Here is a 23,665-nt window from a genome sequence, read left to right as displayed (position 1 = left end):
CATTTTTAACTAAAGTAAATTTCAATTTACAGTTCCTACGCTATTACAAAGGCCTTACAGATTCTGGAGTCTGAGTTAACTGATATAAATTTCAGTTATATACTTGAATATGATACGATCGGAGATTGCGTACTTATCAAAGAGAATACGAAGATCATCATACAACGTTTTATTTTTGTCTTGTTCTTTTGGGAAATAGGAAGATGAACGCACTCTTCCCAAAAAAGATCGGAGATCAAAGATCTGTTGGTTTGGCAAAGTAACCTTCTTCATTGCCCGGGGTCCAAAAAAGTGTTTAAGATCGTCATCACTTATATTTTTGTGGCTGACCGGTTGATAACTGGGGATATGACTGCGTAAAAATTGTTCATACTCTTGCTGGAAGGCATCCGCGGGATCGCGCCGGTTCCAGACAATTACCATATGTCCATTTTCAGCTAAAATACGGTCAAACTCTTTTCGACATGCTTGCTGGTCGAACCAATGGAACGATTGTCCGGCAAAAATAAGATCAACACATCCGGACTCAATGGTTGTATCTTCTGCGGTGGCATTCACTGCAATTAGATTCCTGTAGGTTTTAAAATGGTGCAACATAGATTCACGCATTTCACGATTGGGTTCAACGGCAAAAACGTTATTTCCATTTTCGAGAAAGAGTTGAGTAGAGAGACCGGTGCCGCTGCCAATATCGGCGACTAACCATTGCTTATGTAACCCGATCTGTTCTTTTAGCACCTGAATAATCTCTTTAGGATAATTAGGTCTAAATTTTTCGTAATCAACAACCCGGTCTGTGAATCTATCAATACTATTTCTATCCATACTAAGCATACTATAACTAATCGATGATACCCTCATCCTTAAAACTGTAATATCCGTTATCGGTAAAGATTAAATGATCGGCAACTCTAATATCCATAATTTTAGAGGCTTCGACAATTTTTTGCGTCAGGATTTTGTCAGCATTGCTCGGATACAACGTACCTGAAGGATGATTGTGAATAAGTATAATGGCGTGAGCTTTGAGGCTGATTGCCGTTCGTAAGATTATCCGGACATCAACTGGCGTAAAATCATTACCGCCACGGCCAATGAGCTGCTTGTCCAATATTTTATATGCAGTATTCAAATACATTGCCCAAAATTCCTCATGCGGGAGGTCTTGTAATATTGGTTTCATAAGAGTATATACGTAGCGACTGCTGGCCACCTGTTTACGCTCTTCGGCGGGCAGTTCGTTTTTGCGACGAGCGAGCTCCAAGGCGGCAAGAATGGAAATGGCTTTTGCTTCTCCTATGCCTCTATACCTGCTCAGCTCTGCGACATCCATTGTGGAAAGTGTCTGCAGGCTGTTATTGGCATCAGCTAATATACGCCGACACAGTTCTACGGCACTTTCATTTTTAGATCCAGAGCCAATCAAGATCGCTAATAATTCGGCATCTGTAAGTGCCCTACGACCTTGCTTCAAAAGTTTCTCCCTCGGGCGATCAGCCTCAGCCCAATCCCGAATGACTAGTTTGTACGAGTTTGACATTTTTAATTAAGTTATAAAAGGCTAGCGTACATAAATATACAAAAAAAGCTACTTAATATGCTGAGAAATAAACAATGCATCAATTAAAAAAAATTGGCAATGGGGATTTACTTCACATTTCACTCTGAAACGTTATCTTTGTACTTCATAAAAATTTTTGAATATGAGTAAAGCGATCATTAAAACAGAAAAAGGCGACATGACTGTGGAGTTCTACACAGCCGATGCTCCAAATACAGTAGCCAATTTTATCAAACTTGCTAAATCAGGATATTATGATGGATTAGCATTTCACCGTGTGATTCCTGATTTCGTGATCCAGGGCGGTTGTCCAAATTCACGAGAAGGTGCGGCAGGAACACCGGGAACAGGTGGCCCAGGTTATAAAATTGATTGTGAACTGACTGGCGAAAATCAATATCACGATAGAGGTGTATTATCTATGGCACATGCTGGCCGTAATACAGGTGGTTCACAATTTTTCATCTGTCATAGCCGCAACAACACTGCGCACTTAGATCGTAACCATACTTGTTTTGGAAAAGTAATCGAAAACGTAGACATCGTTGACGATATCAGACAGGGTGACCGTATCTTATCAATTGAAGTTATCGAAGATTAATTCTTGGAGATTTAAATATAGTTAAAATGAATTTAAGAGCATTAGTATCCGTAACTGGTAAACCAGGATTGTTCAAATTGGTTGGACAAAATAAAGGAGGTTTTATTTTAGAAACCCTGGATCAGGCAAAAATAAAAACTGTAGTCAGTTTATCTTCGACAAAAATGGCTACTTTGGAAGACATCACAATTTATGGTGAAGAAGAAGAAATTCGATTATTGAATATTTTTGAAACTATCAAAGAGAAAGGAATTGCTTTACCGGATACGAAATCCGATGGCGAAACGTTGAGAAATTTCTTCCGTGAAGTAGCTCCCGGCCATGATGAATCACGTGTTTATTCATCGGATATTAAAAAGGTGATTACTTGGTATAATATTATCAAAGAATTTCCTTTATTTGAAGAAGAAGCTCCTGCTCCTTTAATGTAGTTTTTACCTACGTCAAATAAAAAACGGAGTTGATTATTGATCAACTCCGTTTTTTATTTGACGTACTAATGAAACACGACATCAAGCACTCTCTGTTCAATGCTATTTTGACCAGTGGGACCGTCAGCCCCATTACGCGTTTTTGTCACTTCAAATTCTTTGGGCCCGAATTGCTTTTCAACGACAGCTGTTGTTGTAAAACGCAGTAGGGAATTTTCGTCATTCTTAAGATAGGCATCGATTTCGAGGATCCCTTCGTTTTCATCAAACACATAAGGATGCAGCATATTAATTCCTTTTGGAATCCGTGGACTTTTCCAAATGACAAATTTAGGAAGTACTTTATCCTTTGGATCAATTTTATTGTAAATGGCCTGTTGGCAGGTGATGCCGGCAATTACTTTTGTTTTCCCCGTCTTGTCGATCATATAGTCTTTGGGATTTATCCGTATCTGCACCTTGGCAAATCCATGGGAATTTCCTTCTGGAAAATTAAGGGCAATATGCATGTTCTCATTTTCTCGATTTGCTAAAAAGCCCTCTCCTGAACCTTTACTGTAATTCACATAATTTTGCAACCGATAGGTTAAACCTTCAGCAATGGATATTGCTTGTTGTTGATCAAATCTAATTTCCATCTTGCGTAAGGGAACAAGCATAAGTTGCATGCGTTGGAAGGGATTTCCAATATCAAAGCTATCTGCTTCCTCTTTTTGGGATTCGGGCAGTGCGGATATCGTTTTCCACAAAACGGCAGGTGAGCTATCGTTATTCAGATTCATCAACCTGAGGAGTTCAGCAAAAGGCAAATTCGGAAAGGTAACTTTTTGTTCGATTACTGCAGCATTGATACGTTTTGAAGAACGAATGTCAGTTGTTGTATTTGATTCTTCGTGTAATTTAACTTCTTTAGGGGTAGAAGACTGACAATTGTAAAAGAGTAGCGATAGGCCAAATAAAGGGAGAGATAGGCCATACTTTATTAGATATTTTTTCATATCTATTTTTGTTTAAATGTATTTTATACAAATTTACCTTATTTGGGGCATATATCACAAAAAAGCTCCAGTAATAATATCTGGAGCTCTTTTTCTTCAATTTACCATTCGGGCTGATAAGATTATTTAATGTCCCTTTGGTTCGGCGTCGATACGCTTAATATCTGCACCTAATTTCCGTAAGCGCTCTTCGATATCTTGATAGCCGCGTTCAATTTGTTCGATGTTGTGGATCACAGACTTGCCTTTTGCCGATAAGGCTGCAATGAGTAAGGATACTCCGGCGCGGATATCAGGGGAAGTCATTTCAATACCTCTCAGGTGGTGCGATTTGTTCAATCCAATAACAGTGGCGCGGTGCGGATCGCACAAGATAATCTGAGCTCCCATATCAATCAGTTTGTCGACGAAGAACAAACGGCTCTCAAACATTTTTTGGTGAATCAATACATTACCTTTAGCCTGCGTTGCCACCACGAGCACTATACTCAATAAATCTGGTGTAAAACCTGGCCAAGGTGCATCCGAGATGGTCAGAATAGATCCATCTATAAATGTATCAATTTCATAAGAGTCTTGTGCAGGAATAAAAATATCGTCACCACGCAGTTCAAACTTGATACCCAAGCGCGAAAATACAGATGGGATAACACCAAGTTCTTCAAAACAGACGTCTTTAATGGTGATTTCAGAACCTGTCATTGCTGCCAATCCGATGAAAGAACCAATTTCGATCATGTCGGGCAACATACGGTGTGAAGTACCGCCAAGACGTTCTACACCTTCAATGGTCAACAAATTAGATCCAATACCGGATATTTTTGCTCCCATGCGGTTTAGCATCTTACATAATTGCTGTAAATAAGGCTCACAAGCCGCGTTGTATATTGTTGTTGTGCCTTTGGCCAATACGGCAGCCATTACAATGTTGGCAGTACCGGTCACTGAGGCCTCGTCCAATAAGATATAGCTTCCTTTAAGCTCTGTTGCATCAACATTAAAAAAATGATTGGTAGGATCGTAAATAAATTTGGCCCCCAGTTTTTCAAAGCCCAAAAAATGTGTATCCAATCGTCTACGGCCAATTTTATCGCCCCCCGGTTTTGGGATAGCTGCTTTACCGAATCGAGCCAACAAAGGTCCAACAATCATAATTGAGCCCCGCAACCCCCCCCCTTTTTCTTTAAATTCGGGTGATTGAAAATAGTCTATATTTATATCTTTAGCTTCAAAAACATAGGTATCCTTATCAATGCGATTGATTTTAACACCTAGCGCTCCTAACAGATCGATCAGCTTATTGACATCTTTAATATCTGGGATATTACTGATGGTCATGGGTTCTTCTGTCAGCAAAACTGCTGAAAGAATCTGTAAGGCCTCATTTTTTGCTCCTTGAGGAATAATCTCTCCCTTTAACGGTTTTCCACCGATTATTTCAAATGCGTTCATTTATTCTATAAGTGATATCTTCTTAATACATACTCTCCGCTTGTATTTCCCTTGGGTATTTGGTTTTATTGTTGCGTAAAACACCGCATTTTTTAAAAAAAGCAGGCAATTGTAAAGAAATCTGTTAATCACTTCGCAATTGCCTGCTTCTTTGAACAATTTTAAGAACTAGCCTCGTTTGTTATTATAGTTACCCTGTGGCTTTCTGTTTCTGTTATTATTACTTCCGTAACTATTGTTACTGTTACTTCCGTAGCTATTACTGTTGCTTCCGTAGTTGTTGCGTTTGGTATTATTGTTATTGTTGTTTGCCATACGGGGCTTACCACCACCTTTCGACTGATGACCGGAATTATTGTTATTGTTGTTGTTGTTATTATTTCCGCCCGAATTACTGTTGGCCGGACCTTTAACACGATTGCCTGGAGGCGGCGTTTTAAAGTCAAGTTTCGTCAAAACAGTACCTTCTGGTAAGGTCAATTGATAACCTGACAGCTCTTTGAGATCCTGAATGATCAATTCATCCGAAACAGAATCTTTATTCCAGGTCAGGTAAGCCATTTTCATAAAATTGGCAATACCGATAACCATCTGCTCCCTTTTGGCTTCGTCATTGGCCAATAGCGCCTTCTCAATCATTTTCTCTACGGTAAAACCGTAATGCTTGAATCGGATGGAATGCTGTGGATAGCCGAGGTGCTCCACTTCGTGTTTCACGCTTTTGGCAGTAGCAATTGGATAAGGCGAGTCGATATCCAATTTAAAATCAGAAATAATCTGCAGGTGGTCCCACAGCTTATGTTTGAAATCAGACACATCTCGAAGATGTGGGTTTAACACCCCCATCATATCGATTACAATTTGTGCGTGTTTATTTCTTTCTTCCTTTGTGGGTAAAGTACAGATGTAATCTACCATATTTTGCACATTGCGACCATATTCTGCAAGGATCAATTTTGGTCTAGTGCTGTTGTAGTCAAAGTTCATATAGCTAATATAAGTACCTAAGTAAACGATCAAGATGTCGTTTTGGTATTTTATTATTGAATTATTCTAAGTTTTGCAAATTTAAGCAACAATTGTTTCTGTCCCAACTCTTTAAAGAAAATAGTTGCTTTTATATCTCCTTTATTTCCTTCGAGATTAACAACTTTCCCAAATCCGAAGCGTTCGTGTTCAACTTCCATGCCGACTTGAAGGTTTGATGTATCTGAAGGAGCAAAACCCGCAGTAGGTTTGTGGGCTTTTGGCAGTATTGACGTCGTTTTCACCATCGGCTTAGGCTTAGGTTTAGAAAATGTGTCATCACTGTCCTTTTGTTGCCATGCAATTCGTTCGCCTTGAAAACTTCCGGCTGAGGCAGAAGTTTGTCGTGGTTTAAAATCCAATGCTAGACATGCCGGATTTAATTCATCCAAGAAGCGACTGGGTTCGCAATTATTGAGCGTTCCCCAACGATATCGCGAAGTAGCATACGAAAGTAGTAATTTTTTTTCAGCTCTAGTCACAGCGACATAAAAAAGTCTTCGTTCTTCCTCCAATTCCGACCTGGAATTTAAAGATAACTGCGACGGAAATAAGTTTTCTTCCAAACCAACGATAAAAACAATCGGAAACTCCAGTCCTTTCGAAGAGTGGATGGTCATTAAGGATACGGTATCAGCGTTTGGATCTTTATCATTATCGTCGTTTGTCAACAGAGCGATATCTTGCATGTATACGTCCAGTCCACGCTCTTCAATGTCCTCTCGCTCCGAAAATTCCTTAATACCATTGAGGAGTTCCTGGATATTTTCGTAACGCGCCAACCCCTCTACCGATTTGTCTTCATACAATTCTTTCAGAATACCACAGTGCTGAGCAATGTGCATGGCCGTATCAAAGGCGTTATTATTTTTGGCCAGGGCTTGAAAACTCTGTATCATCTGTGCAAAACCACCGACAGAAGTTGCACTACGTCCGTCTAGAAACTGGGCTGCATTGGCAACAACATCCCAAATGCGGTATTGATTCTGATCTGCAGCGATCATAATCTTCTCGATTGTTGTATCCCCTATCCCTCTGCGCGGGTAATTGATAACGCGCTTTAACGCTTCCTCATCGTTTGGATTGAAGGTAAGCCTAAAATATGCGATTAGATCTTTAATTTCTTTCCGTTGATAGAAAGAAGTACCACCATATATTTTATAGGGAATATTAATTTTGCGTAAGGCCTCCTCCATTGCCCTGGATTGGGCGTTGGTACGATACAGAATAGCAAAATCTTTAAAATTAAGCCCTTTTAACGATTTCTCTTCAATGATCTGGTCGGCGACGATCTTACCTTCTTCATTGTCAGAGAACGCACGTGAAACCCTGATTTTTTCGCCCTCTTCATTATCTGAAAAAACATTTTTCTCCAATTGATTCTGATTGTTGGCGATCACCGAATTAGCTGCATTCACGATCATCTTGGTAGATCGATAATTCTGCTCCAGTTTAAAGATCTTCACATCCGGATAATCTTTTTGGAAATTTAGGATATTCTGAATATTTGCCCCGCGAAATGCATAGATAGACTGTGCGTCATCCCCTACGACACAGATATTTTCGTTGACTGCTGCCAGTCGCTTGACAATAAGGTATTGTGAAAAGTTCGTATCCTGATACTCATCGACCATCAGATAACGAAACTGGTGCTGATATTTATGCAGTACCTCTGGATGTTTATTCAATAATACATTTGTTTTAAACAACAGATCATCAAAATCCATGGCTCCTGCCCTGTAGCAGCGTTGCGCATAGGTCATATAAATTTGTCCCAATTGCCCACGACCGTTGGAAATATCTTCGGCCAAGATGGCTTCATTCTTATTATATTCCTGCGGTGATATGAGGTTGTTTTTTGCCTGCGAGATCCGTCCGTACACATGATTGACGTTATACAGTTTATCGTCAAGATTCATTTCTTTTAAGATGGCACGCAACAAGCTTTTGGTATCGTCGGTATCGTAAATGGTAAAGTTTCTTGGATACCCGATCAATTCAGCTTCTACCCGAAGTATTTTTGCAAATACGGAGTGGAATGTTCCCATCCAAATATTTTTCGCTTCGCTCCCTACGACAGAAACGATACGGGCGCGCATCTCTTTGGCGGCCTTGTTGGTAAATGTCAATACCAAGATATTGAATGGATCAACACCTTTTCGAATCAAGTGTGCTACACGATAGGTAATCACCCGTGTTTTTCCTGAACCAGCCCCTGCAACAATCATCACAGGACCTTCTGTTTGCTCTACGGCTCCTCGTTGTGAAGGGTTTAAACCCGCTAAATAATCCAAATTAACTCCTTAAATTTTATAACCTGAGAATAGGGTATAAAAGTACAAATTTCCTGTCGATCCCTCAGGCTATCTTGCTAATATTTTTACACAAAAAAAACCGATAATAAAGATTATCGGTTTTTATATCAAATAAGTGCTATTTAGCCTCTGCTATTATAATTTGGTGCTTCCTTCGTAATCGAAATATTATGCGGATGAGACTCTCTCAAGCCTGCTCCTGTAATACGGACAAACTGAGCTTCCTGCAACTTTTCAATGGTGGCAGCACCACAGTAACCCATGGAAGCGCGCAATCCACCGACATATTGATAAACGACTTCAGCCAGTGTGCCTTTATAAGGAACACGACCAACAATACCTTCAGGAACCAGTTTTTTAATATCATCTTCCACGTCTTGGAAATAACGATCTTTAGACCCTTTTTCCATGGCTTCAATTGAGCCCATACCGCGGTAAGACTTAAACTTACGTCCTTCGTAGATAATGGTTTCACCTGGGGCTTCTTCCACTCCTGCGAATAAAGAACCGGCCATAATTGTGCTTGCTCCAGCGGCAATTGCTTTTGCAATATCGCCTGTCTGTTTAATACCACCATCAGCAATCAATGGTACGCCAGTTCCTTTCAGTGCTTTCGCGACTTCATATATGGCATAAAGCTGAGGAACACCGACACCTGCGATAATACGTGTTGTACAGATTGATCCGGGACCGATACCAACTTTTACCGCATCTGCACCTGCTTCAGCTAAAGCTGTTGCTGCTGCACCTGTCGCAATATTTCCAACGATTACCTGAAGTTCAGGAAATTGGGCTTTCACTAATTTCAGTTTATCGATCACCCCTTTTGAATGCCCATGTGCCGTATCAATGGTGACCACATCTACTCCTGCCTTCACCAAAGCTTCAACGCGGTCCAACGTATCTGGTGTAACGCCTACAGCAGCGCCCACCAATAAACGTCCATGGCTATCTTTAGCGGCATTGGGGTAATGCTTATATTTTTGAATATCTTTAAATGTAATCAAACCTTTCAAAATCCCTTCACTATTGACGACTGGAAGTTTTTCGATCTTTTCGTTTTGAAGAATCTCTTCAGCTTTTACCAAATCTGTTCCTTCCGGTGCCACGACAAGATTTTCTTTCGTCATCAATTCATTGATTGGGCGAAGCATATCTTTTTGAAAACGAAGGTCACGATTGGTTACAATACCGACTAACTGCCCATTTTCATTCACAACGGGAATACCGCCGATCTTGTGCTCCTTCATAATATTAAAGGCGTCTCCTACTGTTGCTGTTGCCAATAAAGTAACAGGATCCTGAATCATGCCGCTTTCCGAGCGCTTAACTTTGCGTACTTCAGCAGCCTGTTCTGCAATAGTCATGTTCTTATGCAACATACCAATACCGCCAGCTTGTGCAATCGCTATGGCTAAATCAGCACCAGTTACCGTATCCATTGCTGCAGAAACCAATGGGATATTTAATTTGATTTTTTTTGTTAGCGAAGTACTCGTATCAACGTCACGGGGTAAAATTTCAGAATAAGCTGGAATCAATAAGACGTCATCGTAAGTGAGACCTTCTGCTACGAATTTTTGTGGATCTAATTGCATGGCAAATATGTATTGGGTTTTCTATTTGCCAGGCAAATTTAAGAAAAATAAGTAATATTAAAAAATAAAGTATATAAATTACAATCGAAAGACAAATTAGAACCATTATGAATTAAACATTCCATTTTCTTTATTTCAGACGCGATTATTTTTTGGCAAGCTATTTGCTTTCGGTAACACGAAAAGTTATTTTAATTAATGAAAATATAAAGATAAGATAATTATGAAAAAGACACTACTTTCATTAGCTGCAGTCGCAGCATTAGCATTTGGTACACAAGAAGTAAAAGCTCAATCTCCTCAACGCGCTGCTATCGGTGTGGTTTTCGACGGATCGATCGGTGATTTATGGGGGGTTCAATACAAACAATCAATGGGTGGCGCAAACAATGGTCAAGCGCAGGTAATGTTTGATGACCATGTGGTAGCAGTTGGTGCTGATTGGCAACATGCAAGACCTTTCCGTGGCGCTCCAGGTTTAGGCTGGTACGCAGGTGTCGGTGCACAATTAACGTTTGTAGACGCTGGTGATAACATCACTTATGTGGGATTAAGACCGCAATTGGGTCTAGAATTTAAAATTCCATCGGCTCCTATCGGTCTTCACGCTGACTGGAAACCAAATTGGACTTTAAACCATGGTTCTGATTTTGACGCTTCAACATTTTCATTTGGTATCAAATATACATTAAGATAATAGAAGCAGTTCAAATAGCTTAAAAAAAAGGTTCTTCTCATCATGAGGAGGACCTTTTTTTATGAAATAAAATGCATAAGTATTTCTTTTTTTCTTCAATTCTCCTATTTTTATGCCGTTGACCTAATTGGCATAAATAAAACTTTTCATTCTACAAAAATTTTATACCTTTGCCATTCTTGGTAAAATGTGATTAAACAAGAACTAATTATCAATTACATAAACAGTATTTAACATTATAATTAATACAATTAATAACAGACGATGCAAGGTAAAGGGCTGATTAAACTTTTAGTGATAGTGGTGTCATTAGCGTGTCTATACTCCCTATCATTTACTTGGGTGACCCGCAATGTGGAGCGCGATGCTGAGAATTTTGCCAAGGGAGATTTGGCAAAAGAGAAGAGCTATCTAGACTCAATGGCAGGTGAAGTAGTGTACAATTTAGGGTTTGCAAAATACACCTATCGGGAAGCCAAAGCAAATGAACTCGCTTTGGGATTGGATTTGAAAGGTGGTATGAACGTAACCATGGAAATCTCGTTGGACGAATTGATCCGCAATTTGGCAAATAACCCAAAAGATGAGAAATTCAATAAAGCGTTGGAACAGGCCGTAGCAAAAAGCAAAACGAGTGCAAAAACAGTCGTTGCTTTATTTATGGAAGAATACAAATCCATCGGTGCGACAACTCCACTTTCAACATTCTTTTCAACAAAAGATAATGCTGCGCTAATTAAACCTGGTGATTCAGACTCAAAAGTTGAATCGTTCCTTCAAAAAGAAGCGGACAATGCCATCCAAAATTCCTACAAAGTACTTCGTACACGTATTGATAAGTTTGGTGTTGCATCGCCAAACATTCAAATTCAACAAGGTACAAACCGTATTTTGATCGAGTTACCTGGTGTCAAAGATGAAAGCCGTGTGCGTAACCTGCTTCAAGGCTCCGCAAAACTGGAGTTTTATGAGACCTATACTAACCAAGAAGTTTATCCATTACTGGAAAATATCGATAAAACTTTAGCATCAACGTTAAAAGCTGCTCCAGCTGCTACGACAAATGCCACAGCAGATACGAGCAAAAAATCAGATGATTTATTGTCTAATCTAACCGGTGGTAAAAAAGATGCTAAGAAAGACAGTGCTGCTGTAAATCTAGGTCAGAAAAATCCACTATTTGAAGTCTTACGTCCAGCTGTTTATATGGGCGAAAACCAACAAATGGCACTTATGCCAGGTTCAATGGTGGGTATTGCTTCGTTAAAAGATACCGCAAAAGTAAATGCATACTTGCAACGTCCTGAGGTAAAATCAATCCTTCCTGGAAACTTAAAGCTTTTATGGTCTGTTAAACCTGAACAAAAAACACCTGAGCAATTATCCTTATACGCAATTAAAGGCTCAGGACAGGACAATGGAGCAGTATTAACAGGCGATGTGATTACCGATGCTACCGCGAACTTTGATGAGAAAAATCAACCCGTGGTTGGTATGCAAATGAACAGCGAAGGTGCACGTGAATGGAAGAAAATTACCGCAAAAGCGGCTCAAAACAGAGATGCAATTGCGATCGTTCTTGACAATGTGGTGTATTCTGCTCCTTCTGTAAATGGCGAGATTCCGAATGGTAGTTCTTCAATCTCAGGTTCTTTTACGGTAGAAGACACGAAAGATTTGGCAAACGTATTAAAAGCTGGCCGTCTTCCAACAACTGCTAAAATTGTTGAAGAAGCCATCGTGGGTCCTACTTTGGGGCAAGCTGCCATCGACGCCGGTGTTAACTCGGCTGTTATCGGTATTATCGTCGTAATGATCTTTATGATTGCTTACTACAATACAGCAGGTATCGTAGCAAACATCGCGGTGTTATTAAACGTATTTATCATTATGGGGGTATTGGCATCCTTAAATGCTGTACTCACCTTACCGGGTATCGCGGGTATCGTATTGACGATGGGTACCGCAGTGGATGCGAACGTCTTGATCTACGAACGTATCCGTGAAGAACTGGGCTTAGGTAAATCGATCCGTCAGGCGGTAGCAGATGGTTACAAACATGCGTTACCATCCATCCTGGATTCACAGATCACAACCTTCTTAATTGGTATCATTCTATTCTTATTTGGTAGTGGTCCGATCTTAGGTTTCGCAACAACGTTGATGGTGGGTATTATCACTTCATTGTTTACGGCAATCTTAGTGACACGCGTGATCTTTGAATGGATGTTGGCGAAAGATTTCAAAATTAAAGTCTCTTTCCCTTGGTCTGCAAAAACCTTGCAAAATGCAAATTTCAAATTTGTTCAGAAACGTAAAATCTTCTATGCGATCTCTATCGTAGCGGTGTTAATTTCTGCTGCATCTATTTTCACAAAAGGATTTAGTTTAGGCGTAGATTTTCAAGGTGGACGTACCTATACAGTTCGTTACGATAAGCCTGTAGACTTGGAAGCTGTACGTACAAACTTGGATGATATCTTCAAGAAAACAACGGAAGTAAAAGTTTTTGGTGCATCCAATCAGTTACGTATCACAACAACCTACCATATTGAAGAAACTTCTGATGCAGCTGATAAAGAAGTGCTGGACAAATTGAATCAAGGTCTATCGAAAGTAGATGCTTCCAATAAACATGAGATCCTTTCGTCTCAAAAAGTTGGACCAAGTATTGCCACTGATATCAAGTCCAGAGCAACCAGTTCGGCAATATTCTCTATCATCATTGTTGCAGCTTACATCTTGATCCGTTTCCATAAATGGGAATATTCAATTGGGGCAGCTATTGCAACAATCCACGATGCGATTATTTTATTGGGATTATTCTCTCTCTTGGATGGTATCGTACCGTTCTCGCTTGATATTGACCAACACTTTGTAGCAGCGATATTAACTGTAATTGCTTACTCGGTGAATGATACAGTGGTTGTATTTGACCGTTTACGTGAATTCGTATCGAAACCAAATGCACATAATGAAGATCTTGGTGATGTTGTAAACCATGCGATCAACTCGACATTAAGTAGAACAATTATCACATCATTGACAATCGTGTTTGTTCTTGCTGTATTGTTTATATTTGGTGGTGAAGTTATCCGTGGATTCTCATTCGCAATCTTAATCGGTGTTATCGTAGGTACATATTCATCGATTATCTTAGCGGCACCTTCGGTATATGACTTACGTAAAGGAAAGCATTTAGCAGAAGGTAATACAGCTAAAAAAGCTGAGGTTGTAAGACCCTAATAAAGCTCTTTACAGCAAAGCAGGCGTTTAAAATTCAAATGCCCCCAAAAAGTTGAGTACTTTTTGGGGGCATTTTTTATTGCATTCAAATTACTTGTCACACTAAATATTTAAATATATTTGTTGTACTAAATATTTGTATGCTAAACGAAAAATTCGACCGCTATTCTTTTATTCTCGACCAAACAGCCAAGAAGGTAAAGCAATTTGCCCAATCCTCTTTTGCGGAGAAAGGATTTGATATCACTGTGGATCAGTGGACGATTTTAAAGGCTTTGTATGAAACGGATCAGCTTTCGCAAAAGGAACTGGCGAAACGCTGCGGAAAAGACCAGTCGACATTGACACGGATCGTTGATATCCTTCTTAAAAAAAATCTAGCTGAACGGGTCATTGACGAAACAGACCGCCGGAGTCTTTATTTGCACTTGACGGAAGAAGGAAAATTAAAAGTAGCATCGCTTTCGCCAATTGTTGCGGAGATTCGTATGAAGGCATGGGAAAATTTAACAGCGGAAGATTTCGATGCTTTTACAAGGATTCTGAACACTATATATAAAAACTTAAATATAGAATAGTTATGATAAATACGGATATCTGTATCATTGGAGCAGGACCTGTTGGCCTATTCGCTGTTTTCGAAGCTGGGCTTTTAAAAATGCGCTGCCATTTGATTGATGTGTTACCTCAAGTAGGCGGACAGCTGTCGGAGATTTACCCACACAAACCTATCTATGATATACCCGGTTATCCAAGTATAACCGCACAGGAGCTGATCGATAAGCAGCTTGAACAAATTAAACCTTTCGACCCTACTTTCACCTTAGGTGAACGTGTAGAAGAAATTACTAAACAGGACGATGGCTCTTTTATCGTGGCAACTAATGATCATACGGTTGTTCACACACAGGTTATTGTTATCGCCGGGGGCTTGGGCTGTTTTGAGCCGCGTAAACCGGAGATTCCTAATCTTCATTTCTATGAAGGAAAAGGGGTAGACTATATGGTAAAAGATCCCGCCAAGTACCGGGATAAAAAAATTATTATTGCCGGTGGTGGCGACTCTGCGCTTGACTGGACCTTTCACCTCGCAGACATTGCGCAGCAGGTAACTTTAATACATCGGAGCGACTCCTTTCGAGGTGCTCCAGACTCAGCTGAAAAGGTGTTCAAATTGGCCCAACAGGGGAAAATCAATTTATTGCTTTCCCACAGTCTGATCAACATTCATGGCAATGGCAGTTTATCCCATGTTGAAACAACCAATAAAGACAAAGAAGTTATCGCTACAGAGGCAGATTATTTTATTCCTCTATATGGACTTACACCCAAGCTTGGTCCAATCGCAGACTGGGGATTAAATATCGATAAAAATGCGATAGCGGTCAACACTTTTGATTACTCCACCAATGTAGAACGTATTTACGCAATCGGAGACATCAATACGTATCCCGGCAAGCTGAAACTGATTCTTTGTGGATATCATGAAGCTGCCCTGATGTGTCAAAGCGCTTTTAAATTTGTCTACCCAGATCAAAAATTAACATTCAAATACACCACGGTAAACGGTATAAATACATTCTAGCCATGGATAATAATCTAATTAACATTACTGTTATTGATCGGGAGGGAACCGAAAATATGCTGGAGATTCCGACCGACATCAATCTTTCACTGATGGAAATTTTAAGGGCATCAGAATATGAAATATTGGCAACCTGCGGTGGGATGGCTTTATGCGCTACCTGCCATATTGAGGTTATTGAAGGTCTAGAATCGCTGGCTTCAGCGAGCGATCAGGAGCTCGATATGTTAGACACACTCCCCGATGCTGATGATCAAAGTCGGCTCGCCTGTCAGCTTTATCTACAGAATTGCAACAACGGCATAAAGATCAAGATAAAAGGCGCACTGCAGTAGTGAAGCCATGGTGTATTTTATACACCATGGCTTCACTACTAACAGCCTTTTTTTTAGACGGCAGGAGACCGACATAAAAGACTAAAAATCAAACATCTACAAAACATATGATTGAAAGATTTAGCCTTTTCACAATAAAATTCACAACATATCGGCGCAATAAATAAATATTTTTTAGTTTTTTGAACCAAAATTTAAGATATTTGCAGCTTAATTCGATTGTACCGAATTTTTACAACAAACTATTAAAAATATGCCAAGCAATAGTTCAAATAGAAAATTCCCAAGAGTAATCATTATTGGTGCTGGATTTGGAGGAATTGAAGTTGCTAAAAAGCTTAAAAATAAGGAAGTTGATGTTCTGTTGCTGGACAGAAATAACTTTCATACTTTTCAACCTTTGATGTATCAGGTAGCCACGGGTACTCTTTCGGCGGATTCTATTTCTTTCCCTGTCCGCAAAATGTTCAAAGGCCAAGACAACTTTCACTTTAGACTTGCTGACGTAAAGAGTGTAGATAATGCGGCCAAAATTGTAAGGACAGATGTTGGTGATTTTGACTATGATTATTTGATCGTTGCGACAGGCGCTACGACGAACTTCTTCGGCAATCAACAAATCACGAAATATGCTTTGCCAATGAAAAACATACAAGAAGCATTAAACATTCGTAGCTATGTTTTACAGAACCTGGAAGAGGCGGTACGGATAGAAAATCCGGCTGATCGTAAAGCCAATCTGAACTTCGTTATTGTCGGAGGTGGTCCGACAGGTGTAGAACTTTCGGGTGCAATCGCAGAAATCAAAAACAACGTTCTTGAAAAAGACTATCCAGAATTAAAAAAATCTGAGATGTCGGTGTACTTGGTCGAAGGACTTCCGAAAGTATTGGCCAATCTGTCTGAAAAATCTTCCAAAGATTCGGAAAGGTACCTGAAAGATCTAGGTGTAGAAGTGTTATTGAATGTTCAGGTAACGGGATATGATGGTAATTCGATTACTTTCGCCGACGGCAGAAGCATTGAGACAAAAACCGTGATTTGGGGTGCCGGCGTAGCTGGACAATATCCTGATGGCTTCAAGAAAGAAATTATTCAGCGCGGAAATCGTATACAGACGGACGACCAATGTCGCGTTATCGATATGCCAGGTGTTTATGCCATTGGTGATGTTTCGGCGTTTATTACTGATGATCTTCCTCGTGGCTTACCAGGTGTTGCACCGGTAGCTCAACAACAGGGAGCATATGTTGCTAAGCACATCCTTCAAACAATTTCCAACCAACCAACTGAGAAATTCAATTATTTCGACAAAGGCTCAATGGCTACTATAGGCCGTAATAAAGCGGTAGTTGATATGGGAAAAATTCATTTTAATGGATTCTTTGGCTGGATGACCTGGATGTTTGTCCACTTGATGTCCATCTATGGATTCAGAAATAAACTCATTACTTTTGTGAACTGGTCCATTAAATTTTTCACAAAAAACAGCGGTGTACGTTTAATATTCCACAAGTACGATGAACCAATTCCGGAAAAGAATCAGGCAGAAACAGTGCAATAGTCTTTTAACAGTATTTCCCATCTGAAATAAATCAATATCCCCGACAGCGCCATGATCTTACAATCATGGCGCTGTCTTTTTTATCCCCCCTCTAATCAGCTTACCACTGGCCATAATGGTGCACTAGTTGAGTATCTCATCACACCATTAGCCTTCCACTGACTTTTCAAAACCCAACGTTCTTTATTGGATTCTTTGTTTTAACAGCCAACGATTTCAAAAAAAAACCTGTTTTATGCTTCTCTTAGGGGTATCCAATTTAAAATAACTTTGCTTAGCACGTAACATTTACAGATTATATTCGTTAAATTTAAAGACAGTTTTTTCCAGATCGAATTTACTTTCATAATATCTTTTTTTTTGATGTATAACCTCAAAAAGATTAATTTTTTTTGGTAGGTTTGCATATTATTTTAAAATAGCTTAAGGATTAGCAGATGGGCTTATTTAATTGGTTTACGCAAGAAGTTGCGATTGACTTGGGTACTGCAAATACCCTAATAATTCATAATGACAAAGTAGTAGTGGATGAACCTTCTATTGTTGCATTTGACCGCACCACAAATAAAGTGATCGCCATTGGCCGCCAAGCCATGCAGATGGAGGGTAAAACACACGACAATATAAAGACAGTACGTCCTTTACGTGATGGCGTAATTGCCGATTTTACGGCCGCTGAGCATTTGATCAGGGGAATGGTAAAATTAGTAAATAATGGCAAGAGTTGGTTTTTCCCTTCACTTCGTATGGTTGTTTGTATTCCATCCGGTATTACAGAGGTGGAAAAAAGAGCGGTACGCGACTCAGCTGAAATTGCTGGTGCTAAGGAAGTCTATTTGATTCACGAGCCGATGGCCGCTGCTGTAGGTATAGGGATTGATGTGGAAGAACCGATGGGTAATATGATTATTGATATCGGTGGTGGTACTACCGAAATAGCGGTCATTGCTTTGTCGGGTATCGTATGTGACCAATCTATTCGCGTTGCAGGTGATAACTTTGACTCTGATATCGTTCAATACATCAGACGACAACACAACATCATGATCGGTGAACGTACGGCTGAAAAAATAAAAATTGAAGTGGGAGCTGCTCTTCCGGAATTGCAGGAACCACCTGCAGATTTTGCTGTTCAAGGGCGTGATTTGATGACTGGTGTTCCTAAACAGATCACTGTTTCTTATACCGAAATAGCCCATTGTCTGGATAAATCCATCTCGAAAATTGAAGAGGCGATCTTAAAAGCTTTAGAAATTACTCCTCCAGAATTATCAGCAGATATTTATCAAACAGGTATTTACCTAACTGGCGGTGGTGCATTATTACGCGGTTTAGATCGTCGTATACAAGCTAAGACTAAACTTCCGGTGCACATTGCTGAAGATCCATTACGCGCTGTCGTAAGAGGAACTGGTATTGCACTAAAAAATATCGGACGATTTAAATTTCTGATGCAATCCTAACCGTTCGATAATTAATAACAATATTTTATTAAAGAGCGATATAATATGCAAAACTATTATATCGCTTGCTTATTAAATACCCACATTAAAAAATGAGAAACCTTTGGTTATTCCTAAGACGATATAATGCATTCTTTTGGTTTATCCTCTTTTTTGGATTCTCTTTATTTTTGGTCATCACCAATAATTCCTTCCAACGTAATTCGGTCTTAAATTCTTCGAATAGTATCATCGGAGGCCTTTATGCAAAAGTCAATTCCTGGAAAAGCTACCTTCACCTCGATGAAACTAACGATGCGCTCGCAAGAGAAAATGCGCAGTTGAGAAAGGACTTGCAGGCCTATCGGTCAACGGACAGCGTCAACATCGGTCCTGTACCGCCTATTGATAGCAGCGAATTTGGGCGTTATGAATTTATTATTGCGAATGTCATCAACAACAGCATTCACCAAAAAGCAAATACAATTACACTCGATAAAGGTAGTAAAGATGGTATCGAGCGCGGAATGGGTGTGATCGCCCCCAATGGCGTAGTAGGTATTGTCTTAAATGTCTCACCTCATTTCTCGACGGTTCAATCCTTGTTGCATCCTGACACGAGAATATCGGTTACCCTCGGTCATACTGAAGTATTTGGTTCGTTGGTATGGGGAAATAGCATGGACTATCGCGCGGCAATGGTGAAGGAAATCCCAAATCACATTAAAGTCAACAAGGGAGACAAAGTATATACCTCGGGATATTCGGGCCACTTTCCAAAAGGGATTTTTGTTGGGACTGTCATTCAGACGGGTATCTCCTCTGGAGATGCTTTTTTAGATCTTAGAATACTTTTAAGTACCAACTTCTCCAACTTACAGCATGTGTACGTTGTAAAAGACCTGTTAAATAACGAATTAAAAACACTAGAAGAATCGACAAAGGACAATGGCTAGGATTTTAATATTTAATATTATTCGATTTATCGTGTTGATAGGCATGCAAGTTTTCCTATTTCAAAACATTGGTTACTACAATCTGGTCGCGGCATTTCCTTACATTTTATTTGTTTTTTTGCTTCCAACGGGAACGCCTAATTTTTTGGTTTATTTGATCGCATTTCTAACTGGACTTACCGTAGATTCTTTTTATGATACTCTAGGCATCAATACCGCGGCCTGTGTGGCATTAGCTGCTTTCCGAATTTTCTTCATGAAAATTACACTCGAAGTGGAAGAACGCGAGTCTTTTTTCACCCCAATGTTGGGATTCATGAATATCCGTTGGTTCTTTTCTTATATCTTCTTCGGAACATTGATTCATCATACATTTTTGTATCTCTTAGAATCTTTTTCCTTCCAACACCTCCAATACACCTTATTGAGTATCGTTTTAAGTTGTATATTTACGGTAATTATCATGCTATTATTTAGCATATTATTCTATAAAAAGAAAGATCGGTTATAGTAGATCGATGGATAGAAATTTATTTCTATGAACAGTTTTTTTGCGCGCAAGTACGTCGTTTCCGGAATCTTTATCGCCATCACATTGACGCTGATGGCCCGCTTATTTTATTTACAGATCATAGACGATTCGTACATACACTCTGCCAACAGTAATGTGATGCGCAAGGTCATTGTGTACCCTGCGAGAGGCGTTATATTGGACCGGAAAGGAAAGGTGCTGGTTCAGAACGAACCGGTATATGACCTTATGGTCACCCCTCGTGAAGTAAAAGAAATTGATACGGCACTGTTTTGCAAATTGATAGATATCGATAAAGAAGGCTTTATCAAACGGATGGAAAAGGCTAGAATACATTCGCCTTATCGTGCATCTATTTTTGAAAAACAGCTTTCTGTACGGACATGGGCCCAATATCAGGAGTATCAATATCAATTTCGGGGTTTCTATGTGCAGAAGAGAACAATCAGAAGTTATCCCGATAGCATAGCGGCTCAGTTTTTGGGTTATGTCAGTGAGGTAAATGACAAGGATATTGAACGTTCCAATGGATTTTATCGCAGCGGTGACTATATCGGCCGCAGCGGCGTAGAGCGTTCCTATGAAGACCTCATTCGTGGGAAACGCGGTGTTAACAATTTGATGGTCGACGCGCTGAATCGCCCCAAGGGTGTATTTATGGAGGGAAAATACGACACCCTCGCTGTTGCCGGGGAAGGGCTGGTTTCCTCTTTGGATAAAGACCTTCAAATTCTAGGGGAAAACCTGATGAAAAATAAATTGGGATCCATAGTCGCTATCGAGCCTGCAACGGGTGAAATCTTGGCTTATGTCAGCAGCCCGAGCTATAATCCAAACATGATGGTGGGACGACAATCTGGCAATAATTATATGAAATTATTAAAGGATGAAACGAAACCGCTGTTTAACCGTCCTATTCAAGCTTCTTACCCACCCGGATCTGTATTTAAGGTAGTATCTGCATTGACTGCGCAACAAGCGGGTGTGATTGATCGCAATACGGTATTCTTCTGCCCGCATGGATACAGTTATGGTGGTGGACGTGGATGGATGGGCTGTACCCACTATCATGGATCAACGACTTTACAGCGATCGGTAGCCGTATCATGCAATACTTATTATGGTTTTACGTATGCCAAAATGATTGATGGACGTGGCCTTTCGGGACCTAAAGCTTATGATTTATGGCGCAATGCAGTGACGCAGTTTGGAATTGGTCATAAATTGGGCATTGATCTCCCCGGAGAGAAACCAGGTTTATTGCCGACATCAGATTTTTATACCAAACGATACGGTAACGATAAATGGCGTTCAAGTTTTAACATTTCTTTATCCATCGGACAAGGGGAAATGGGAATAACGCCATTGCAAATGGCCAATATCATGGCTATCGTTGCTAATAAAGGATTTTACTACAGACCGCATTTGATTAAAGGAATTGGAGAAAAGAAAATTGCCAAGAAGGAATTCACGGAAAAAATCAGTGCCGGTGTCGATGAAAAATACTATCCTGTAGTTATTCAGGGCATGAGCGATGCTGTCAATACACCTGAAGGAACAGCTTGGTCCAATCGTATTCCGGGTATTGAAATGTGCGGAAAAACAGGTACGGCTCAGAACCCGCATGGAGAAAACCATGCTGTTTTCTTTGCTTTTGCGCCGCGGGAAAATCCTAAAATCGCCATTGCTGTCTTTGTTGAAAATGCAGGTTATGGTGGAACATGGGCAGGACCTATTGCCAGTATGATGGTCGAGAAATATCTCAAAGACACCATCACTGCCCCTAAGTATATCCAGGACCGCATCTATAATGCAAATTTTCTTCCTGCGCCTAAAAAAGTGGTGGATCCAAAGGCTTCTAAGGATGTAAAAAAAACGGACTCAGTTAAATCCAAAACGGACACGTTAAAATCTAAACGGCAGCTGGCCGCTTTGACAAAACCAAAAGAAACAATTGTTCACCATAGCGAGATAAAGAGAAGATATGAATAATCAAAAAACAAGTTTCTTTGGAAAGATAGACTGGCTGACCATAACCCTTTGGCTTGCGCTATGCTTAATCGGCTTATTCAATATCCGCGCTGCTGTGTTTAACCCCGAACTTCCCAATTTCTTTACGTTGGGTACGAATTATGGAAAACAGTCTTTATATCTTGTTTCCGCTATTATCTTGGGGGTGTCCATTTTGATCATAGACGCTAAATTTTTCAGCTCAGCCTCACCAATATTTTACGGTATAACTGCTGTATTGCTTGTGATCGTGTTGGTCGTCGGACGAAATGTTGGTGGAAACCAGGCCTGGATCGACCTCGGTTTTTTCCGCTTACAGCCTTCGGAGTTTGCGAAACTTTCTACCTGCCTGTTGCTGGCCAACTTTTTAAGTTCTCAAAGCAATAAAGCTCCAACGATGCAAACTTTAGCTATGGGAGCCGGTATAGTATTATTTCCTGTATTTCTGGTGATGTTACAACCCGATACTGGATCTGCCCTCGCATTCTTTTCGTTGATTTTTGTGTTCTACCGGGAGGGCTATGTGAATAATGAACTTCTGATATTTGGAGGTCTCTGCATTTTGCTTTTCGTACTTGCTTTATTGGTCAATCCATGGATACTTATTTTGGTTTTGGCATTACTCATTGGCCTCGTGATGTGGAACTACCGCAAGAGAAGGAAATACATTATTAATCTCAGTATACTTTTTGCGGCATGTGCAGTATTTATTCTCTGTGTAGACCTCGTGTATGATCATGTCTTACAATCACATCAACGTGATCGTATTGACATCATTTTAGGCAAAATGGAAGATCCTAAGGGAAAGGGCTATAATTTGAATCAGTCTAAAATTGCAATTGGATCGGGACAGCTTTTGGGAAAAGGTTATTTACAGGGAACCCAGACAAAATATAATTTCGTACCTGAGCAAAGTACAGATTTTATTTTCTGTACGGTTGGAGAGGAATGGGGCTTTGTCGGATCGGTTACCTTATTACTAATCTATCTTACGCTACTGTTACGCATTATTCACATTGCCGAACGACAGCGTTCGGCCTTCGCCAGGATATATGCTTATGGTGTAGCCTCTATTCTATTTTTTCACTTGTTTATCAATATCGGCATGACAATAGGTATTGTACCCGTTATCGGGATACCACTACCTTTTATCAGCTACGGAGGTTCATCTTTGTGGAGTTTCACGATCTTGCTGTTCATCATGCTTAAATTTGATTCAAATCGAAAAGGAATTNNAATTCCTTTTCGATTTGAATCTTGTCTACAACATCCACTCTTTTATTGCATCCGTCACGAACCGTCTATTGCACAAGGTT

At 40.0% G+C, this 23,665-nt stretch carries 19 protein-coding genes and 1 pseudogene; 13 read left to right on the top strand and 7 right to left on the bottom strand.

From position 1 onward, the window contains the following. Positions 1 to 75: 75 nt before the first annotated feature. Together B2107_RS21565 and radC are read right to left on the bottom strand one after the other, a co-directional pair. Positions 76 to 825 carry a class I SAM-dependent methyltransferase gene (locus B2107_RS21565; RefSeq protein WP_293957813.1) on the bottom strand — a complete coding sequence of 250 codons (750 nt, stop codon included), beginning with the start codon at positions 823 to 825 and terminating at the stop codon, positions 76 to 78. A gap of 16 nt (positions 826 to 841) precedes the next feature. Continuing rightward, a complete protein-coding gene (gene radC, locus B2107_RS21560; RefSeq protein ID WP_293957812.1) occupies positions 842 to 1,540 on the bottom strand; it encodes a RadC family protein in 699 nt (232 codons plus the stop codon). 163 nt (positions 1,541 to 1,703) lie between these two features. Here radC and B2107_RS21555 point away from each other — a divergent pair, with 163 nt between their 5' ends. Next, positions 1,704 to 2,162, top strand: coding sequence for a peptidylprolyl isomerase (locus B2107_RS21555; RefSeq protein WP_293957811.1), 459 nt, complete (start codon positions 1,704 to 1,706; stop codon positions 2,160 to 2,162). A 26-nt stretch (positions 2,163 to 2,188) separates the two neighbouring features. Next, a complete protein-coding gene (locus B2107_RS21550; RefSeq protein WP_209578782.1) occupies positions 2,189 to 2,593 on the top strand; it encodes a DUF5606 domain-containing protein in 405 nt (134 codons plus the stop codon). A 65-nt stretch (positions 2,594 to 2,658) separates the two neighbouring features. On the opposite strand, the gene B2107_RS21545 is transcribed toward B2107_RS21550, so the two are convergent. The 5 genes from B2107_RS21545 to guaB all read right to left on the bottom strand — a co-directional run bounded on the left by B2107_RS21545 (position 2,659) and on the right by guaB (position 9,982). Further along, positions 2,659 to 3,591: a hypothetical protein gene (locus B2107_RS21545; RefSeq protein WP_293957810.1), complete on the bottom strand. Its 933-nt coding sequence runs from the start codon at positions 3,589 to 3,591 to the stop codon at positions 2,659 to 2,661. Positions 3,592 to 3,717: 126 nt separating this feature from the next. After that, positions 3,718 to 5,043 carry a UDP-N-acetylglucosamine 1-carboxyvinyltransferase gene (murA, locus tag B2107_RS21540; protein ID WP_293957809.1) on the bottom strand — a complete coding sequence of 442 codons (1,326 nt, stop codon included), beginning with the start codon at positions 5,041 to 5,043 and terminating at the stop codon, positions 3,718 to 3,720. A 168-nt stretch (positions 5,044 to 5,211) separates the two neighbouring features. After that, positions 5,212 to 6,030 (bottom strand): DUF4290 domain-containing protein, encoded by an 819-nt coding sequence (locus tag B2107_RS21535; RefSeq protein ID WP_293957808.1) that lies wholly within the window; start codon positions 6,028 to 6,030, stop codon positions 5,212 to 5,214. A gap of 53 nt (positions 6,031 to 6,083) precedes the next feature. Beyond that, on the bottom strand, positions 6,084 to 8,363 hold the full coding sequence (locus B2107_RS21530) for an ATP-dependent helicase (protein ID WP_293957807.1): 2,280 nt from the start codon (positions 8,361 to 8,363) through the stop codon (positions 6,084 to 6,086). Positions 8,364 to 8,506: 143 nt separating this feature from the next. Beyond that, on the bottom strand, positions 8,507 to 9,982 hold the full coding sequence (guaB, locus tag B2107_RS21525) for an IMP dehydrogenase (protein ID WP_293957806.1): 1,476 nt from the start codon (positions 9,980 to 9,982) through the stop codon (positions 8,507 to 8,509). A 223-nt stretch (positions 9,983 to 10,205) separates the two neighbouring features. On the opposite strand from guaB, the gene B2107_RS21520 reads away from it, so the two are divergent. The 11 genes and pseudogenes from B2107_RS21520 to rodA all read left to right on the top strand — a co-directional run. Beyond that, positions 10,206 to 10,679, top strand: a complete 474-nt coding sequence (locus B2107_RS21520) for a hypothetical protein (RefSeq protein ID WP_293886918.1) — start codon at positions 10,206 to 10,208, stop codon at positions 10,677 to 10,679. Positions 10,680 to 10,943: 264 nt separating this feature from the next. Continuing rightward, positions 10,944 to 13,925 carry a protein translocase subunit SecDF gene (secDF, locus tag B2107_RS21515; RefSeq protein WP_293957805.1) on the top strand — a complete coding sequence of 994 codons (2,982 nt, stop codon included), beginning with the start codon at positions 10,944 to 10,946 and terminating at the stop codon, positions 13,923 to 13,925. 140 nt (positions 13,926 to 14,065) lie between these two features. Further along, positions 14,066 to 14,503 carry a MarR family winged helix-turn-helix transcriptional regulator gene (locus B2107_RS21510; RefSeq protein ID WP_293957804.1) on the top strand — a complete coding sequence of 146 codons (438 nt, stop codon included), beginning with the start codon at positions 14,066 to 14,068 and terminating at the stop codon, positions 14,501 to 14,503. Positions 14,504 to 14,505: 2 nt separating this feature from the next. Beyond that, positions 14,506 to 15,510 (top strand): NAD(P)/FAD-dependent oxidoreductase, encoded by a 1,005-nt coding sequence (locus tag B2107_RS21505; RefSeq protein ID WP_293957803.1) that lies wholly within the window; start codon positions 14,506 to 14,508, stop codon positions 15,508 to 15,510. Positions 15,511 to 15,512: 2 nt separating this feature from the next. Then, entirely contained in the window at positions 15,513 to 15,845 is a 333-nt protein-coding gene (locus B2107_RS21500) for a 2Fe-2S iron-sulfur cluster-binding protein (protein ID WP_293957802.1), read from the top strand. Between the two features lie 253 nt (positions 15,846 to 16,098). Next, entirely contained in the window at positions 16,099 to 17,409 is a 1,311-nt protein-coding gene (locus B2107_RS21495) for an NAD(P)/FAD-dependent oxidoreductase (RefSeq protein ID WP_293957801.1), read from the top strand. 437 nt (positions 17,410 to 17,846) lie between these two features. Further along, entirely contained in the window at positions 17,847 to 18,872 is a 1,026-nt protein-coding gene (locus tag B2107_RS21490; RefSeq protein WP_046671815.1) for a rod shape-determining protein, read from the top strand. A 92-nt stretch (positions 18,873 to 18,964) separates the two neighbouring features. Then, positions 18,965 to 19,807 carry a rod shape-determining protein MreC gene (mreC, locus tag B2107_RS21485; RefSeq protein ID WP_293957800.1) on the top strand — a complete coding sequence of 281 codons (843 nt, stop codon included), beginning with the start codon at positions 18,965 to 18,967 and terminating at the stop codon, positions 19,805 to 19,807. Then, positions 19,800 to 20,318 (top strand): rod shape-determining protein MreD, encoded by a 519-nt coding sequence (locus B2107_RS21480; RefSeq protein WP_293957799.1) that lies wholly within the window; start codon positions 19,800 to 19,802, stop codon positions 20,316 to 20,318. The genes mreC and B2107_RS21480 overlap by 8 nt, the downstream gene beginning before the upstream one ends. A 27-nt stretch (positions 20,319 to 20,345) precedes the next feature. Beyond that, positions 20,346 to 22,331 (top strand): penicillin-binding protein 2, encoded by a 1,986-nt coding sequence (mrdA, locus tag B2107_RS21475; protein WP_293957798.1) that lies wholly within the window; start codon positions 20,346 to 20,348, stop codon positions 22,329 to 22,331. Next, a pseudogene (gene rodA / locus B2107_RS21470) lies at positions 22,324 to 23,583 on the top strand (rod shape-determining protein RodA); the annotation flags it as partial. The gene mrdA and the pseudogene rodA, both read left to right, overlap by 8 nt. Positions 23,584 to 23,665 lie beyond the last annotated feature (82 nt).

The organism is Sphingobacterium sp. UBA7855 (assembly GCA_002500745.1).
Taxonomy (GTDB): domain Bacteria; phylum Bacteroidota; class Bacteroidia; order Sphingobacteriales; family Sphingobacteriaceae; genus Sphingobacterium.
This window is presented reverse-complemented; position numbering and strand designations above follow the sequence as displayed.

What these genes read in the sequence shown, in the direction of transcription:
- B2107_RS21565 (WP_293957813.1), bottom strand. Translation starts at nt 825, where the DNA reads ATGGATAGAAATAGTATTGATAGATTCACAGACCGGGTTGTTGATTAC.
- radC (WP_293957812.1), bottom strand. Translation starts at nt 1,540, where the DNA reads ATGTCAAACTCGTACAAACTAGTCATTCGGGATTGGGCTGAGGCTGAT.
- B2107_RS21555 (WP_293957811.1), top strand. Translation starts at nt 1,704, where the DNA reads ATGAGTAAAGCGATCATTAAAACAGAAAAAGGCGACATGACTGTGGAG.
- B2107_RS21550 (WP_209578782.1), top strand. Translation starts at nt 2,189, where the DNA reads ATGAATTTAAGAGCATTAGTATCCGTAACTGGTAAACCAGGATTGTTC.
- B2107_RS21545 (WP_293957810.1), bottom strand. Translation starts at nt 3,591, where the DNA reads ATGAAAAAATATCTAATAAAGTATGGCCTATCTCTCCCTTTATTTGGC.
- murA (WP_293957809.1), bottom strand. Translation starts at nt 5,043, where the DNA reads ATGAACGCATTTGAAATAATCGGTGGAAAACCGTTAAAGGGAGAGATT.
- B2107_RS21535 (WP_293957808.1), bottom strand. Translation starts at nt 6,030, where the DNA reads ATGAACTTTGACTACAACAGCACTAGACCAAAATTGATCCTTGCAGAA.
- guaB (WP_293957806.1), bottom strand. Translation starts at nt 9,982, where the DNA reads ATGCAATTAGATCCACAAAAATTCGTAGCAGAAGGTCTCACTTACGAT.
- B2107_RS21520 (WP_293886918.1), top strand. Translation starts at nt 10,206, where the DNA reads ATGAAAAAGACACTACTTTCATTAGCTGCAGTCGCAGCATTAGCATTT.
- secDF (WP_293957805.1), top strand. Translation starts at nt 10,944, where the DNA reads ATGCAAGGTAAAGGGCTGATTAAACTTTTAGTGATAGTGGTGTCATTA.
- B2107_RS21510 (WP_293957804.1), top strand. Translation starts at nt 14,066, where the DNA reads ATGCTAAACGAAAAATTCGACCGCTATTCTTTTATTCTCGACCAAACA.
- B2107_RS21505 (WP_293957803.1), top strand. Translation starts at nt 14,506, where the DNA reads ATGATAAATACGGATATCTGTATCATTGGAGCAGGACCTGTTGGCCTA.
- B2107_RS21500 (WP_293957802.1), top strand. Translation starts at nt 15,513, where the DNA reads ATGGATAATAATCTAATTAACATTACTGTTATTGATCGGGAGGGAACC.
- B2107_RS21495 (WP_293957801.1), top strand. Translation starts at nt 16,099, where the DNA reads ATGCCAAGCAATAGTTCAAATAGAAAATTCCCAAGAGTAATCATTATT.
- B2107_RS21490 (WP_046671815.1), top strand. Translation starts at nt 17,847, where the DNA reads ATGGGCTTATTTAATTGGTTTACGCAAGAAGTTGCGATTGACTTGGGT.
- mreC (WP_293957800.1), top strand. Translation starts at nt 18,965, where the DNA reads ATGAGAAACCTTTGGTTATTCCTAAGACGATATAATGCATTCTTTTGG.
- B2107_RS21480 (WP_293957799.1), top strand. Translation starts at nt 19,800, where the DNA reads ATGGCTAGGATTTTAATATTTAATATTATTCGATTTATCGTGTTGATA.
- mrdA (WP_293957798.1), top strand. Translation starts at nt 20,346, where the DNA reads ATGAACAGTTTTTTTGCGCGCAAGTACGTCGTTTCCGGAATCTTTATC.